Annotated in this window: 17 protein-coding genes; 6 read left to right on the top strand and 11 right to left on the bottom strand. The window is 72.5% G+C overall.

What is annotated here, in order from left to right; translation table 11 throughout:
* Positions 1-93 precede the first annotated feature (93 nt).
* Entirely contained in the window at positions 94-1,272 is a 1,179-nt protein-coding gene (locus ACXKR8_RS36245; protein ID WP_458268784.1) for an acyl-CoA dehydrogenase family protein, read from the top strand.
* Here the strand turns inward: ACXKR8_RS36245 and ACXKR8_RS36240 are convergent.
* Positions 1,269-2,312: a zinc-dependent alcohol dehydrogenase family protein gene (locus ACXKR8_RS36240; RefSeq protein ID WP_458268783.1), complete on the bottom strand. Its 1,044-nt coding sequence runs from the start codon at positions 2,310-2,312 to the stop codon at positions 1,269-1,271. The genes ACXKR8_RS36245 and ACXKR8_RS36240 overlap by 4 nt on opposite strands.
* 123 nt (positions 2,313-2,435) lie before the next feature.
* Here ACXKR8_RS36240 and ACXKR8_RS36235 point away from each other — a divergent pair, with 123 nt between their 5' ends.
* From ACXKR8_RS36235 to ACXKR8_RS36220, 4 genes are read left to right on the top strand one after another with little or no spacing between them, the layout of a single operon-like run.
* Entirely contained in the window at positions 2,436-3,440 is a 1,005-nt protein-coding gene (locus tag ACXKR8_RS36235) for a DEDDh family exonuclease (RefSeq protein ID WP_458268782.1), read from the top strand.
* Positions 3,441-3,472: 32 nt separating this feature from the next.
* Complete coding sequence (locus ACXKR8_RS36230) at positions 3,473-4,321, top strand: SURF1 family cytochrome oxidase biogenesis protein (protein WP_458268781.1); 849 nt, start codon at positions 3,473-3,475, stop codon at positions 4,319-4,321.
* Positions 4,322-4,373: 52 nt separating this feature from the next.
* Complete coding sequence (locus ACXKR8_RS36225; RefSeq protein WP_458268780.1) at positions 4,374-6,152, top strand: glycoside hydrolase family 15 protein; 1,779 nt, start codon at positions 4,374-4,376, stop codon at positions 6,150-6,152.
* 35 nt (positions 6,153-6,187) lie between these two features.
* Positions 6,188-6,949, top strand: a complete 762-nt coding sequence (locus tag ACXKR8_RS36220; RefSeq protein ID WP_458268779.1) for an SDR family oxidoreductase — start codon at positions 6,188-6,190, stop codon at positions 6,947-6,949.
* 29 nt (positions 6,950-6,978) lie between these two features.
* Here ACXKR8_RS36220 and ACXKR8_RS36215 read toward each other — a convergent pair whose 3' ends face one another.
* The 10 genes from ACXKR8_RS36215 to ACXKR8_RS36170 all read right to left on the bottom strand — a co-directional run bounded on the left by ACXKR8_RS36215 (position 6,979) and on the right by ACXKR8_RS36170 (position 13,764).
* On the bottom strand, positions 6,979-7,578 hold the full coding sequence (locus tag ACXKR8_RS36215) for an Asp23/Gls24 family envelope stress response protein (protein WP_458268778.1): 600 nt from the start codon (positions 7,576-7,578) through the stop codon (positions 6,979-6,981).
* Positions 7,575-8,189 (bottom strand): DUF6286 domain-containing protein, encoded by a 615-nt coding sequence (locus tag ACXKR8_RS36210; protein WP_458268777.1) that lies wholly within the window; start codon positions 8,187-8,189, stop codon positions 7,575-7,577. The genes ACXKR8_RS36215 and ACXKR8_RS36210 overlap by 4 nt, the downstream gene beginning before the upstream one ends.
* Positions 8,186-8,578 carry an Asp23/Gls24 family envelope stress response protein gene (locus ACXKR8_RS36205; protein WP_458268776.1) on the bottom strand — a complete coding sequence of 131 codons (393 nt, stop codon included), beginning with the start codon at positions 8,576-8,578 and terminating at the stop codon, positions 8,186-8,188. The genes ACXKR8_RS36210 and ACXKR8_RS36205 overlap by 4 nt, the downstream gene beginning before the upstream one ends.
* A complete protein-coding gene (locus tag ACXKR8_RS36200) occupies positions 8,578-8,763 on the bottom strand; it encodes a hypothetical protein (RefSeq protein ID WP_458268775.1) in 186 nt (61 codons plus the stop codon). Before ACXKR8_RS36200 ends, ACXKR8_RS36205 begins: the two co-directional genes overlap by 1 nt.
* Entirely contained in the window at positions 8,760-9,212 is a 453-nt protein-coding gene (locus tag ACXKR8_RS36195) for an Asp23/Gls24 family envelope stress response protein (protein ID WP_458268774.1), read from the bottom strand. The genes ACXKR8_RS36200 and ACXKR8_RS36195 overlap by 4 nt, the downstream gene beginning before the upstream one ends.
* Positions 9,213-9,349: 137 nt before the next feature.
* Positions 9,350-10,174, bottom strand: a complete 825-nt coding sequence (locus tag ACXKR8_RS36190; RefSeq protein WP_458268773.1) for an enoyl-CoA hydratase/isomerase family protein — start codon at positions 10,172-10,174, stop codon at positions 9,350-9,352.
* 200 nt (positions 10,175-10,374) lie between these two features.
* Entirely contained in the window at positions 10,375-10,596 is a 222-nt protein-coding gene (locus tag ACXKR8_RS36185) for a helix-turn-helix domain-containing protein (RefSeq protein ID WP_380515879.1), read from the bottom strand.
* 320 nt (positions 10,597-10,916) lie between these two features.
* On the bottom strand, positions 10,917-12,515 hold the full coding sequence (locus ACXKR8_RS36180) for an ABC-F family ATP-binding cassette domain-containing protein (RefSeq protein WP_458268772.1): 1,599 nt from the start codon (positions 12,513-12,515) through the stop codon (positions 10,917-10,919).
* A 78-nt stretch (positions 12,516-12,593) separates the two neighbouring features.
* Entirely contained in the window at positions 12,594-13,364 is a 771-nt protein-coding gene (locus tag ACXKR8_RS36175; protein WP_458268771.1) for a hypothetical protein, read from the bottom strand.
* 67 nt (positions 13,365-13,431) lie between these two features.
* Positions 13,432-13,764: a YnfA family protein gene (locus ACXKR8_RS36170; RefSeq protein ID WP_458268770.1), complete on the bottom strand. Its 333-nt coding sequence runs from the start codon at positions 13,762-13,764 to the stop codon at positions 13,432-13,434.
* Positions 13,765-13,862: 98 nt separating this feature from the next.
* Here ACXKR8_RS36170 and ACXKR8_RS36165 point away from each other — a divergent pair, with 98 nt between their 5' ends.
* Positions 13,863-14,870 (top strand): glycoside hydrolase family 26 protein, encoded by a 1,008-nt coding sequence (locus ACXKR8_RS36165; protein WP_458268769.1) that lies wholly within the window; start codon positions 13,863-13,865, stop codon positions 14,868-14,870.
* The last annotated feature ends 16 nt before the right edge of the window (positions 14,871-14,886 follow it).

Here is a 14,886-nt window from a genome sequence, read left to right as displayed (position 1 = left end):
GCGTTTGCCATAAGCGGGGTTCGCCGTCCAGGTGGCGGATCTCACCGGTTTCGCGCGGGGGCGGCGCGGGAGCGCTGTGCCAGGCTGGAATCTGTGACCAAGACCGCTCTTGACCCCCGTGACCCGCTCGGCTTCGACGATCTGCTGGACGCGGAGGAGCTGGCCGTCCGCGACACCGTCCGGGCCTGGGCCAACGACCGGGTGATGCCGTACATCGCCGACTGGTACGAGCGCGGCGAACTGCCCGAGGTGCGGGAGCTGGCCCGGGAGCTGGGCTCGATCGGGGCGCTGGGGATGCACCTGGAGGGCTACGGCTGCGCCGGGGCCTCCGCGGTGCAGTACGGGCTGGCCTGCGTGGAGCTGGAGGCGGCCGACTCGGGGCTGCGCTCGCTGGTCTCGGTGCAGGGCTCGCTGGCGATGTACGCGATCCACCGCTGGGGCACCGAGGAGCAGAAGCAGCAGTGGCTGCCGGGCATGGCGGCCGGGGAGATCATCGGCTGCTTCGGGCTGACCGAGCCGGACCACGGCTCCGACCCGGCGTCGATGCGCACCAGCGCCAAGCGCGAGGGCTCGGACTGGGTGCTGAACGGCCGCAAGATGTGGATCACCAATGGCTCGGTGGCCGGGGTCGCCGTGGTCTGGGCGCAGACCGACGAGGGCATCCGCGGCTTCGTGGTCCCGACCGACTCCCCCGGCTTCTCGGCGCCGGAGATCAAGCACAAGGCCTCGCTGCGCGCCTCGATCACCAGCGAGCTGGTGCTGGAGGACGTGCGGCTGCCCGCCGACGCGGTGCTCCCCGAGGTCCGCGGCCTCAAGGGCCCGCTGAGCTGCCTGAACCAGGCCCGCTACGGCATCGTCTGGGGGTCGCTGGGGGCGGCCCGCAGCTGCCTGGAGGCCGCCCGCGAGTACAGCATCAGCCGCGAGCAGTTCGGCCGCCCGATCGGCGGCTTCCAGCTCACCCAGGCCAAGCTCGCGGACATGTCGCTGGAGCTCAACAAGGGCCTGCTGCTGGCCCTGCACCTGGGCCGGCGGATGGACGCCGGGACGCTGCGCCCCGAGCAGGTGAGCTACGGCAAGCTCAACAACGTCCGCGAGGCCATCGAGATCGCCCGCACCTCGCGGACGATCCTGGGCGCCAACGGCATCAGCTTCGAGTACCCGGTGATGCGGCACGCCGCCAACCTGGAGTCGGTGCTCACCTACGAGGGCACGGTGGAGATGCACCAGCTGGTGATCGGGCAGCTGCTGACCGGCCAGGCCGCCTTCCGCTAGAAGGTGATCTTCACCTTGAGCGCCGTCCGCTCGTCCATCGCCCGGTAGCCGCCGGGGACCCCGTCCAGGTCGACCGAGGCGTCGAAGACCGGGGAGGGGTCGATCTTCCCGGACAGGACGTCGGCCAGCAGCTCCGGGATGTAGGCGCGGGCCGGGGCGACGCCGCCGCGCAGCGAGACATTGCGGTCGAACATCTGGCCGATGTCCACGCCCGCGCTGCCGCCGTGCGGTACGCCGACATAGCCCACCGCGCCGCCGTCGCGGGTGATGGAGAGGGCGGTGCGCATCGACTCCTCGGTGCCCACCGCCTCCAGCACCGCGTGCGCGCCCACGCCGCCGGTCAGCTCGCGGACGGCCGCCACGGCCTCCTCGCCGCGGGCCGCGACCACGTCGGTGGCGCCGAACTTCTGCGCGATGGCGGTCCTGGCCTCGTGCCGGCCCAGGGCGATGATCCGGCCCGCGCCCAGCCGGTGCGCGGCCAGCACCCCGCACAGGCCGACCGCGCCGTCGCCGACCACGGCGACCGTCGAGCCGGGGCGCACCCCGGCCGCGAGGGCGGCGTGGTGGCCGGTCGCCATCACGTCCGAGAGCGCCAGCAGCCCGGTCAGCAGGTGCTGGTCGGCGGCGGCCTCCTTGGGGAGCTGGACCAGGGTGCCGTCGGCGAAGGGGACCCGGACCGCCTCGCCCTGGCCGCCGTCCGAGCCGGGGCTGCCCCAGAAGCCGCCGTGCGGACAGGAGGTCTGCAGGCCCTCCCGGCAGAACTCGCACACGCCGTCCGACCAGACGAACGGCGCGACCACCAGGTCGCCCGGCCGGAAGCCGGTGACCTCGGCGCCGACCGCCTCGACCACGCCCAGGAACTCGTGCCCGATCCGCTGCCCCGGCTCGCGCTTGGCGACGCCCCGGTAGGCCCACAGGTCGCTGCCGCAGATGCAGGCCAGCACGGTGCGGACGACCGCGTCCGTGGGGTTGCGGATCGCCGCGTCCGGGACCTCCTCGATCCGGATGTCGTTGGGGCCCTGAATGACGGTGGCGCGCATGGAGTCTCTTCTCGGGTGGCGAATGTGCGGGCGAACGGGAACACAGGGGGATCAATCCCGCGCTCCACGATATTCCCGCTGGTGGGCACGGGCTGTCGGAGGCGGCCCGTATTCTGGACGACCATGGAAGCGATCCGGCTGCATGCCGTCCTCGATGAGCCCGCCGGGTACCCCTATCCCGAGGGCGGCTGGGCGGTCGTGGACGTCGAGACCACCGGGCTCGGCCGGACCGACCGGATCGTCTCGGTCGGCGTCTACCGGCTCGACCCGCGCGGCGAGGTGCAGGACCACTGGTACACCCCGGTCAACCCGGGCCGCGATCCCGGGCCGGTCTGGATCCACGGGCTGACCAGCGAGCACCTGGCCGGCGCACCCGCCTTCCCGGAGATCGCCGAGACCCTGTCCGAGCAGTTGGCGGGCCGGGTACTGGTGGCCCACAACGCCCTGTTCGACTGGTCGATGATCTCCCGCGAGTACGCCCGGATGGGTGGCCGCGCCCCGGTCGAGCAGCGGCTCTGCACCATCGTGCTGGCCCGGGACCTGCGGCTGCCGCTGGCCAACCACCGGCTCGGCACCCTGGCCGGGCACTTCGGGGTGGTCCCGCGCCAGGCGCACCACGCCCTGGACGACGCCCGGGTGCTGGCCGAGGTGTTCCGGCCCAGCCTGCGCCTGGCGGCCGAGGCGGACCTGCGGCTGCCGCTGCACACCTGCGTCCCGCTGGCCGACCTCGGGGACGAGGAGCAGGGCGGCGGCTCCGGCGGCGGCATCCCGGGACCGCGCGGCGGCTGGAGCCCCTACCGCCCGGCCCGGCGGCGGCCGGCCTGCCCGTACCCCAACCCCGGCCGCTGGCAGCAGGACCAGCCGCTGGTGCGCGGGATGCGGATCGCGATCAGCGGCGACACCGCGACCGACCGCGAGGTGCTGGAGGACCGGGTGGCCGAGGCCGGGCTGCATGTGGCGACCTCGGTGAGCAGCAGGACCAGCCTGCTGGTCACCAATGAGCAGGGCGGCTGGACCACCAAGGCCAGGCGGGCCCGCGAGGTGGGCACCCCGGTGCTGGACGAGGCCGCGTTCCTGCACCTGCTCCGATCGGTGGCGGAGCAGCCGGCGGCACCGGACCCGGCGTAGGGCGGCAAAAGCGGCGGAGGTAACGTCAAAGCGTGCGCACCATCCTGCTGACCCGGCGCTGGGTGATCCTGACTCTGGTCTTCTTCGTGCTGATCCCGGTCATGTACTGGCTGGGAACCTGGCAGTTCCACCGCTACCAGCAGACCAACCAGAGCAACCAGGTGATCTCGGCCAACCTCACCGCCAAGGCCGTCCCGATGGAGTCGGTCTCCGCGCCGGGCGCGAGCGTGCCCGCGGACGAGACCTATCGGACCGTCACCGCGACCGGGCACTACGACCCGGCGCACCAGTTCGTGGTGCGGCACCGCACCGACGCCAACGGCGACAGCATCGGCTTCTACCTGGTCACCCCGCTGGTGCTGGCCGACGGCAAGGTCGTGCTGGTGAACCGGGGCTGGGTCGATCCCGGCAACACCACCGGAGCCGAGTTCCCCAAGGTGCCCGGCACGCAGGACGGCACGGTCACGGTGACCGGTCGGCTGCGCCCCGACGAGACCCCGGCGAAGACCGGCATCCACACCGTGAAGGACCTGCCCGCGGGCCAGTTCATGCTGATCAACAGCACCGAGCAGGCCGGGAGTTCGGCCGGTCCTGTGCTGTCCGGCTACCTGGAGCTGACCGCGACCAGCCCGTCCCCGCCCAAGGCCGACTCGGCCGAGCTGGTCCCCGGCCCGAACAGCACCGACAGCATGGCCGTGGTCGGCAAGGGCGTGCACCTGCCGTACGCGATCCAGTGGTGGCTGTTCGCGCTGCTGGTCCCGATCGGCTGGGGGACGCTGCTGCGCCGGGACATCAGGGACCAGAAGCGCAAGGAGATCGTCGCGGCCAAGAAGGCCGCGTATCTGGAGTCGCTGGCGACGGCGGGGGTCGGCGGGGAGTAGCGTCGCGCGCGGGGGGCCCGACGGGTGGCTCTGCTGGGATGAAAGGGATGGCATGCCCGGACGTATCGAGGACTACGCCCTGATCGGGGACCTGCAGACGGCCGCCCTGGTGGGCCGGGACGGCTCCATCGACTGGCTCTGCCTGCCCCGCTTCGACTCACCCACCTGCTTCGCGGCGCTGCTCGGCGACGAGGACCAGGGGCACTGGAAGCTGGCGCCGGTCGGTGCGACCGAGTGCACCAGCCGCTCCTACCGGGGCGACAGCCTGGTCCTGGAGACCTTCTGGGAGACCCCGACCGGCACCGTCAAAGTGATCGACTTCATGCCGCAGCGGGACGCCACCCCCGATGTGATGCGCATCGTCGAAGGCATCACCGGCAGCGTGGAGATGCGCGGCGAGCTGCGGCTGCGCTTCGACTACGGCCGGGTGGTGCCCTGGATGCGGCGCACCGACCACCACCGGGTGGCCGTGGCGGGCCCCGACTCGGTGTGGATGCGCGGCCACTCCTCGATCCACTCCTACGGCAAGGACTTCGCCACCATCGGCGAGTTCACCGTGAAGGCCGGGGACCGGGTGCCGATAGTGCTGAGCTGGCTGCCCTCGCACCGCAGCAGGCCGCCGCGCCAGGACGCCGAGAAGTCGCTCCAGGAGACCCTGAACGCCTGGCAGGAGTGGGCCGCGGTGAGCAAGTACCGGGGCCCCTACCGGGACGCGGTGGTCCGCTCGCTGGTGGTGCTGAAGGCGCTGACCTTCGAGCCCACCGGCGGGATCGTGGCCGCGGTGACCGCCTCGCTGCCCGAGCAGATCGGCGGCGAGCGCAACTGGGACTACCGCTTCTGCTGGCTCCGCGACTCCACCATGACCCTCTCGGCACTGCTCTGCGGCGGTTATGTGGAGGAGGCCGCCGCCTGGCGCGAGTGGCTGCTGCGCGCCATCGCCGGCGACCCGGCCGACCTGCAGACCATGTACGGGGTCGGCGGCGAGCGGCGGCTGCCGGAGACCGTCGCCGACTGGCTGCCGGGATACGAGGGCTCCACCCCGGTCCGCTTCGGCAACGCCGCCGTGGACCAGCTGCAGCTGGACGTCTACGGCGAGGTGATCGACACCCTGCACCTGGCGCTGGTCGCCGGGGTACCGATGGAACGTCACGTCTGGGGCCTGGTCAAGGCGTTGATGAAGTTCCTGGAAGCGCACTGGAGCGACCCGGACGAGGGCCTGTGGGAGGTGCGCGGCGGCCGGCGCCACTTCGTGCACTCCAAGGTGATGTGCTGGGTGGCCTTCGACCGGGCCGTGAAGATGGCCGAGGCCACCGGGATGCCCGCGCCGCTGGCCCGCTGGCGGAAGACCAGGGACGTGATCCACGCCGACGTCCTGGCGAAGGGCTACGACCCCGCGTTGGGGGCCTTCACCCAGTACTACGGCGGCAAGGAGCTGGACGCGGCGACCCTGTTCATCGTCAAGACCGGTTTCCTGCCGCCCGACGACGCCCGGGTGATCGGCACCGTCGAGGCCGTGCAGCAGCAGCTGGACCACGGCGGCTTCGTCCGCCGCTACTCCACCGGGACCGCGGGCGACACCGAGGTGGACGGCCTGGAGGGCGAGGAGGGGGCGTTCCTGGCCTGCTCGTTCTGGCTGGTCGACGCGCTGGTCGCGATCGGCCGCGCGGAGGAGGGACGGGCGCTGTTCGAGCGGGTCTCGGCCATCTCCAACGACCTGGGGCTGATCTCCGAGGAGTGGGATCCCAAGGCCGGACGGCAGTTGGGCAACACCCCGCAGGCGTTCACCCATGTCGCCCTGGTCAACACCGCGTTCCTGCTCGACCCGCACTGAAGCAACCGCAACAGCACGATGAAGGGCCTGACCTGATGGACCTGGGACTCGACGGACGCGTCTACGCCGTCACCGCCGCCAGCCGCGGCCTCGGCTTCGCCAGTGCGGCGGAGCTGGTCGCCGACGGGGCGCGGGTGATCGTGACCGCCCGCTCGCAGGAGTCGGTGGACCAGGCGGTGAAGCGGCTCGGCGGCCCGGACCGGGCGCTCGGCCTGGTCGCCGACAACGCCGCGGCGGACACCGGCGAACGGCTGGTCGCCGCGGCGCTGGAGCAGTTCGGCCGGATCGACGGGGTGCTGATCAGCGTCGGCGGACCGCCGGCCGGCTCGGTGCTGGGCGTCACCGACGAGCAGTGGACCGGCGCGTTCGACTCGGTCTTCCTCGGCGCGATCCGGATCGCCCGCACCTTCGCCGCGGCGCTGGGCGAGGGAGGGGCGATCGGGTTCGTACTGTCGGGGTCTGTCCGGGAGCCGATCGGCGGTCTGGCCGTCTCCAACGGACTGCGGCCGGGTCTGGCGATGGCGGCGAAGACCCTCGCCAATGAGCTGGGCCCGCGCGGCATCCGGGTGTTCGGGCTGCTGCCCGCCCGGGTGGACACCGAGCGGGTGCAGCACCTGGACAGCCTGGCCGCCGACCCGGCGGCGGAGCGGGCCCGGGCCGAAGCGGCGATCCCGCTGCGCCGCTACGGCCGTCCGGAGGAGTTCGGCAAGGTGGCCGCGTTCCTGCTGTCACCGGCCGCCTCCTACCTCACCGGCGTGATGGTGCCGGTGGACGGCGGCGCGCTGCACGGGATCTGACGCCGGATCAACTCCCTTTGCGGAAGCGGCTAGCGCACCCGGTCGACCGGGCCCGGCTCCACTCGGATCCGGGCCTCGGCCGGGAGCGCGGTCAGGCCGGTGGAGACCCGGGCGTTGGCCAGCGGTCCGTCCGAGAGGGCGCGCAGCACCGGGTCGGGGGCCGCGCCGGGAGTCAGCTGCAGGGCGATCCTGACGCTGGGCCGCTTGGGGCGGCCCAGCAGCCTGACCCGGACCCGGGCGACCCCGGGGATCTGCTCGGCCTCCGCCGCGATCGCCCTGGCCAGGGTGTCCCCCCGGAGCCGGACCGGGACGTCCGCCGTGTCCGGGACGGTGACCTGGTCGGTCCGGCCGCGCCGCAGCTGCGCCAGCAACCACCACAGACCCAGCGCGGCGACCACGCCGAGGGCGGCGAAGAGGACCGGCCACCACCAGGAGTCGGCCCGCCAGCGGGTCCGGTCCTTCGCGTCCAGCACCGCGTGGTGCGGCTGCAGGACGGTCCAGCCGTCGGGCAGGCCGAGGTGCCAGCGCTGGTTCAGATCGAGGCCGCCGGCCAGCAGCAGCAGACCGCCGGCCAGCAGCACCAGGCCGACCAGGGCGAGCAGGGTGCGATTGACCGCGGTGCGGCTCATGACCTTCCTTTGATCTTGACGCTGACCAGGGGCGGCCGGACCAGGCCGAGCCGCCCGCGTTCCGCCGCGAGGTGCTCGGTGAGCGCCGCGCGGACCTCCTCGTGGTCGCCGAAGCCGACCGTCGCCAGCACCTTGGCCTTGCGGCGGCCCACCTTGGCTCTGGCCTCCTCGACGCCCGGGGCCTCCAGGGCCGCCCTGCGCAGCATCGCCGCCGCCGCCCGCCGGTCCAGCCCGGCCCGCAGGCCGGTGCTGCCGGTGGCGGCCAGCGGCAGCAACCGGCGCAGCCCGGGGGTGGCGGCGAGCAGCAGCAGCCACAGGCCCAGCACACAGAGCAGGGCGGATCCGGTGATCGCCCAGGCGTTGTTCAGCTGACGCTGGGACAGCTGGTCGGTGATCCAGGTGCGCCAGGCATGGGCCGAGTGGCCGGTGTGAACATAGATCTCTTCGTAGAGCAGTGCTCCGGCCGCGGCCACCGCCACCAGCGCAGCGAGCGCGGCGGCGTTGCGGCGGGAGGACCAGAACCGGGACGGCCGGGTGCCGGCCGCCGCCGGGGCTTCATCCGCCTCAGAACCGGCGCCGGTCGGCCCGGCGCTCGTCATCACGGTGCTCACAGCAGACCTTCCCTCGGCGCGACCGGGACCAGCCGCTCCACCACCAGGGTGATCCGCGGCGACTCGGCCCCGGCCAGGTCGGCCACCCGGCGGACGATCTGCCGGTGCACCTCCCGGCTGACCGCGGCGATGTCGGCCGGGTAGGGCAGGTCGAGACCGACCCGGATGCTGACCCCGCGCCGCCCCTGCGAGGCGGAGGCCCGGGGGGTCTCCAGCCGCTGGGAGTCGGCGGCGTGCTGGGCCAGCACCTCGGTGGCGGCCCGGGACGCGATCCGGGCCAGCACCCGGTCCGCGAGCCGGGTGCTGCCGCGGTCGGCGGGAGCGGGAAGGGCGAGTGGGGCGGGTTGGGCCAGCGGCGAGGCCGCGCCGGGCAGGGCGCCGGACCCCATCAGTTCTTCCGGTCCCTGACCGGACGGATGAAGTCGCCGAACTCCAGATCGCCCTCCAGCAGTCGGCCGACCACGAACCCGACCGCGCCCAGGGCGGCGACCAGCAGGAACGCGGCGAATCCGCCGAAGTAGCCGGCAAAGCCCAGGGCCATGCCGACCACCAGTCCGATCAGTGCCATGCTCACTGGACCCTGCTCTCGGCGGGCTCGTCCTCGTCCTGCTCGTCCGGCAGGTGGACGTCGTTGACGGCGATGTTGACCTCGACCACCTGGAGGCCGGTCATCCGCTCGACCGAGCTGACCACATTGCTGCGCACCACGGCGGCGAGGGCGGCGATCGGGACGCCGTACTCCACCACCAGGTCGATGTCCAGGGCGGCCTGCTTCTCGCCGACCTCGGCCTTGACGCCCTTGCTCACGCTGGGCTTGTTGCCGGGCACCCGCTCGCGCACGGCGCCGAAGCCGCGCGAACCGCTGCCGAGGGCGTAGATGCCCTCGACGTCCCGCGCGGCCATACCGGCGATCTTCTCGACCACACCCACCGCGATGGAGGTACGGCCGCGCTCCCCGCTCGGAGGCAGGGAGACGGAGTCGCCGGAACCGGGCTTGGGGGTGGGCTTGGAGATGTCAGTCATCTGGGCTCCCTTGGTCGGGGACTCCGGAGGCAACGGAAGTTTCCGTCTATATCCGGCATATCAACTCGACCCTAGGCGACTGTCCCGGCCCGCACACCATCCCCACGCCGAACGGGTGACCAGCCGTCAACCCGCGGTCACTCCCCCAGACCGGCCAGATCCCGGAGCCGGCGGAGCTGGGCGGCCCGCTCCGCGGCCCGCTGCTCGTCGTAGCTGCGCGCGGCCGCGCCCTGGAGCAGGGCCCTGGTCTCCAGCAGGGCGTCGCGCGGGGCCGCCAGCAGCGCCGCGGCGAGGTCGGCGGCGGCGGAGTCCAGGTCCGCCGCCGGGACGGCGAGGTTGGCCAGGCCGATCCGGACCGACTCCTCGGCGCCGACCCAGCGTCCGGTGCCGCAGATCTCCAGGGCCCGGGCCGGGCCGACCAGGTCGACCAGCGGCTTGGTCCCGGCCAGGTCGGGAACCAGGCCGAGGGCGGTCTCGCGCATCGCGAACTGCACGTCCTCGGCGCAGACCCGCAGGTCGCAGGCCAGGGCGAGCTGGAATCCGGCGCCCACCGCATGGCCCTGGACGGCCGCGATGCTGACCAGGTCGGGACGCCGCCACCAGGTGAACGCCTCCTGGTAGCCGGCGATGACCGCGTCCCCGTCCTCGGCCCGGGCCAGTTCCATCAGCGGGAGTTCGCCGGGGATGCCCTCGGGGGTGAACGCGGCGCGGTCCAGGCCGGCCGAGAAGGAGACGCCCTCGGCCCGCAGCAGCACCACCCGGACCGTGCCGGGCAGCGAGCGGCCGATCGCGGCGAGGGCGCGCCACAGCGCGGGCGACTGGGCGTTGCGCCGCTCGGGGCGGCACAGCGCCACGGTCGCGGTGGCGCCGTCCTCCGCCAGGTCGAGCCTGACCCCGGTCGACTCCCAGTCAGCGGGGTCGGCGCCGGGGCCGGAATGCGTGGTGCGGGCAGGACTGGACACAGTGACCTCCGGCAGCGGAAGAGAAATTGAAGCTACCGAAGAGTAACCGCCAGGACGCGACGATCGGCGACCGGGATGGGAGCCCGTGGGACCGGTGCTCCCCCAGCCGCCGAAACGTCAGGGTAGGACGAGGTGGTTCAGGTGGTTCAGGTCGTTCATAGAGGGATTGAACAGGGTCGTGCCATCCGACCCGTAAGGGCCTAGGCGGTTGCCTTGGCCTTACCGCGCGTGGCGCCACCGCGACCGCGGAGAGAAACTCCGGACTCGCTGAGCATGCGGTGAACGAAACCGTAGGAACGGCCCGTCTCCTCCGCCAACGCGCGGATGCTCGCACCGGAGTCGTACTTCTTCTTCAGCTCAGTTGCGAGCTTCTCCCGTGCGGGGCCCGTTACCCGGCTGCCCTTTTTCAGAGTCTCGGCCACCCGTGCCTCCTCGTAGCAAGTGCTCTCTCGGAATCCCATGATCACCCATGGCTGGCCTCCTGGCCACCCATTCCGCAAGGTCGATATCGGAAATCCCGGCGTGAAGTGGGGCCCCGCGCGCGCCACCAGCGCTCGTGGTACTGCCGCACGCCCCGGTTGATTGCCGGGGCATGAAGCGAAAATGCTGATCAGCAGTGGTGAATGGGCATAACCCAGGATTCCTCAATGAGGAGAAAACGTGTGGACTCACTCGATCGGGCGATCGCGGTGCGATATGAAATCTTCTGGTCCAGATGCATGATCGCCGACTACCGCGACGATCAGGCCAGCGAGACCAGGTCGGCGTAGCCCTCGTTCCAGAGGTCCTCGACCCCGTCCGGGAGCAGGATGATCCGCTCCGGCTCCAGTGCGAGCACCGCGCCCTCGTCGTGGGTCACCAGCACCACCGCCCCGCTGAAGGAGCGCAGCGCGCCCAGGATCTCTTCCCGGCTGGCCGGGTCGAGGTTGTTGGTGGGCTCGTCGAGCAGCAGCACATTGGCGCTGGACACCACCAGGGTGGCCAGGGCCAGCCGGGTCTTCTCGCCGCCGGAGAGCACCCCGGCCGGCTTGTCCACGTCGTCGCCGGAGAAGAGGAAGGAGCCCAGGATCTTGCGGATCTCGACCAGGTCGGTGTCCGGGGCGGCCGACCGCATGTTCTCCAGGATGGTCCGGTCGTTGTCCAGGGTCTCGTGCTCCTGGGCGTAGTAGCCGATCTTCAGCCCGTGGCCGGGGATGATCTCACCGGTGTCCGGCTGCTCCACGCCCGCGAGCATCCGCAGCAGCGTGGTCTTGCCCGCGCCGTTCAGGCCGAGCACGACCACCTTGGAGCCCTTGTCGATGGCCAGGTCGACATCGGTGAAGATCTCCAGCGAGCCGTAGGACTTGGAGAGCCCCTCGGCCATCAGCGGGGTCTTTCCGCAGGGGGCCGGATCCGGGAAGCGCAGCTTGGCGACCTTGTCGCTGACCCGCACCGCCTCGAGTCCCGAGAGCAGTTTCTCGGCGCGCCGGGCCATGTTCTGCGCCGCCACGGTCTTGGTCGCCTTGGCACGCATCTTGTCGGCCTGGGAATTCAGCTGGGTGGCCTTCTTCTCGGCGTTGGAGCGCTCGCGCTTGCGCCGCTTCTCGTCCGCCTCGCGCTGCTGCTGGTAGAGCCGCCAGCCCATGTTGTAGACGTCGATGGTGGTGCGGTTGGCGTCCAGGTAGAACACCTTGTTGACGACGGTCTCGACCAGGGCGATGTCGTGGGAGATCACGATGAATCCGCCGCGGTACGACTTGAGGTAGTCGCGCAGCCAGACGATGGAGTCGGCGTCGAGGTGGTTGGTGGGCTCGTCGAGCAGCAGGGTGTCGGAGTCCGAGAAGAGGATGCGGGCCAGCTCGACCCGGCGGCGCTGGCCGCCGGAGAGGGTGTGCAGCGGCTGGGCCAGGATCCGGTCCGGCAGGCCCAGGCTGGCGGCGATGGTCGCGGCCTCGGCCTCGGCGGCGTAGCCGCCCTTGGTGAGGAACTCGGTCTCCAGACGCGAGTACTTCTTCATGGCGTCGTCGCGGGTGGCGCCCTTGCCGTTGGCCATCCGGTCCTCGGCCTGCCGCATCTTGCGCAGCACCGAGTCCAGGTCGCGGGCGGACAGGATCCGGTCGCTGGCGAGCACGTCCAGGTCACCCGTGCGGGGGTCCTGCGGGAGGTAGCCGACCTCGCCGCTGCGGGTGATCGTCCCGGCAGCGGGGACGCCCTCACCTGCGAGGACCTTGGTGAGGGTGGTCTTTCCCGCACCGTTGCGGCCGACCAGTCCGATCCGGTCGCCGGGGGCGACCCGGAAGCTCGCTGACTCGATGAGGATGCGTGCGCCGGCGCGCAGTTCGATGGCGTTGGCGGCAATCATGGCGAAGGTACTCCCGGGACGGCGTGGCGCTGGCGCGGGCCGTCGAGCGGGGCCCTGCTTGAGGCGGAGACTGCCAGTCTACCGGGGAGGCCGGAAGTCAAAGGCCAGTGCCGGGGTCCGACCGGTGCCGCGGACCAGGATCCGGGGCTGGAGCAGGGGCACGTCGAGGACCCCCACGGTGCCGGGGCCCGCCGGGACCGGGCGGGCCAGCGGGCCGGCCGGGGCCTGCCAGCGGCGGCCGTCCTGGTCGAAGGCGTCGACGGTGCTGTGCCGGCCGCAGGGCCGGGCCAGCAGCACCAGCTCGGGCAGCGCCAGTCCGCGGGAAGGGTCGTAGGAGCAGCCCGCCGGGGGCAGGGTGTCGGACCGGATCGAGCCGTCGGCGCTGGTGTAGGCCATGACCAGGTGCGGGGTGGGCAGCAGGAACGCGGTGCCGCCGTCGAGCGGGGCGAGCAGCAGGGCCCTGGCCGCCCGGGGCTGCCGCAGCCAGTCCGCCAGGCCGGGGACGAAGCGGTGCCAGCTGACCCGGGGGCCGTCCGGGCCGTCCGGGCCGTCGGTGCGGATGCCGGTGAGCATGCCGTCGTCCCAGACGGCGGCGGTGGTGCCGGCGGCCAGCGGATACAGCCGCAGCGGCCTGCTGCCGGGACGGCGGTAGGACCAGGCGGTGCGGCCGGCGGTATCGAACTGAACCGAGCCGTCGGTGCCGAGCAGGAGGGTCCCGGTCTCGGCCGGGAGGTCGGCGGCGCGGACGGCGACCGAGTCGCCGAAGGGCGCGGGGCGGTGGTCGCGGGCGGCGGCGCCCACGCCGACGACGGCGAGGACGGCCAGGAGGGCGGCGAGCCCGGTGCGCATGACCTGACGGTAGGGCCAACGCCGCCCGGTTGCCGCTGCGGCTCGCGGGCGGTCAGGCGCCAGAGCCTCAGGCGCGGGGCTGATAGATGATCAGGGCCGCGCCGAGCAGGCAGACGCCGGCGCCGCCGAGATCCCAGGCGGTGGGGCGGAAGCCGTCCAGCAGCATGCCCCAGGCCAGCGACCCGGCGACGAACACCCCGCCGTAGGCGGCCAGCACCCGGCCGAAGGAGGCGTCCGGCTGGAACGAGGCGACAAAGCCGTACGCGCCCAGCGCGACCACCCCCACCGCCGCGTACTGCCAGCCCCGGTGCTCCCTGACGGCCTGCCAGATCAGCCAGCAGCCGCCGATCTCGGCGATCGCCGCGAGTACGAACAGGACGATCGAACGGATCACAGTCACAGCAGCACGATAGGGCGGTTCTGCGCCGATCCGGCATCGCGGCCAGGTGTGTTCCGGCACCCTGGACCGATGCCCGTAAATGATCACTTGGAGGACGGATGCCGCGGCGCCGCCTGCTGACGGTGCTGGTCCCGTTGCTGGCGCTGGCCGGAGTCGTCTCCGCCCTGCTGCTGCGCGGCAGCCCCGGCCCCGGGAACCGCGCCGTGGACCGGACCGCGGTGCCTGCCCACGCCGTGCCGTTCGGGGCGTTCCTGGGGTCGACCGAGTCCGACGCCGCGCTGGAGCAGCTGTCGGCCTGGCTGGGCGGGGCCAGGGTCCAGGTCGGGCACACCTATCTGCCCGGGAACAACTGGTCCGACATCGAGGGCAGCCCGGCCCTGCTCCGGCCGTGGGCGGTCTGGCGGGACGCGGCGGCGGACCGGCTGCTGGTGATCGGCGTGCCGATGCTGCCCGACAACGAGGGCCATGTCCCGGACGAGGAGGTCCGGGAACTGCTCGGACAGGGCGCGGCCGGCCGGTACGACGCGCACTTCACCGCCCTGGCCCGGCAGTTGGTCGCGCTGGGCGCCCCGGACGCGGTGCTCACCCTCGCCTGGGAGATGAACGGCAGCACCTACACCGGCCGCTGCGGCCCCGACCCGGTGGCCTGGAAGCAGTACTGGCGGCACATCGTGCACGCCATGCGCGCCGTCCCCGGCCAGCGCTTCCGCTTCGAGTTCGCCCCGACCAGGGGCGCCGACGCGCACCCCTGGCCGGACTGCTACCCCGGCGACGACGTCACCGATGTGATCGGGATGGACAGCTACGACCTGGCCCGCTCCGACCCGGGCCGCCGCGCCCCCTTCGCCGACTACGTCCGGGAGCCGTACGGGCTGCTGGCCCAGGTGCGGTTCGCCGCCGCGCACCACAAGCCGGTGTCGTACCCGGAGTGGGGCATGTACGGCACCGGGGACGACCCCGCCTACGTGCGGCAGATGCTGGCCTGGGTGAGCACCCACGACACGCTCTACCAGACCATCACCGACTACTGCCCGCACGGCGTCTGGCGCTGCGACAGCAATCCGGAGGCCAGCAAGGTCTACCGGGCGGCGCTGAGCCGGAAGTAGCGGCCCGGCCCCGGGT

It is taken from the genome of Streptacidiphilus sp. PAMC 29251, from assembly GCF_054208735.2.
The sequence above is the reverse complement of the archived record's forward strand: the minus strand, read 5'-3'. Positions and strand labels throughout refer to the sequence as shown.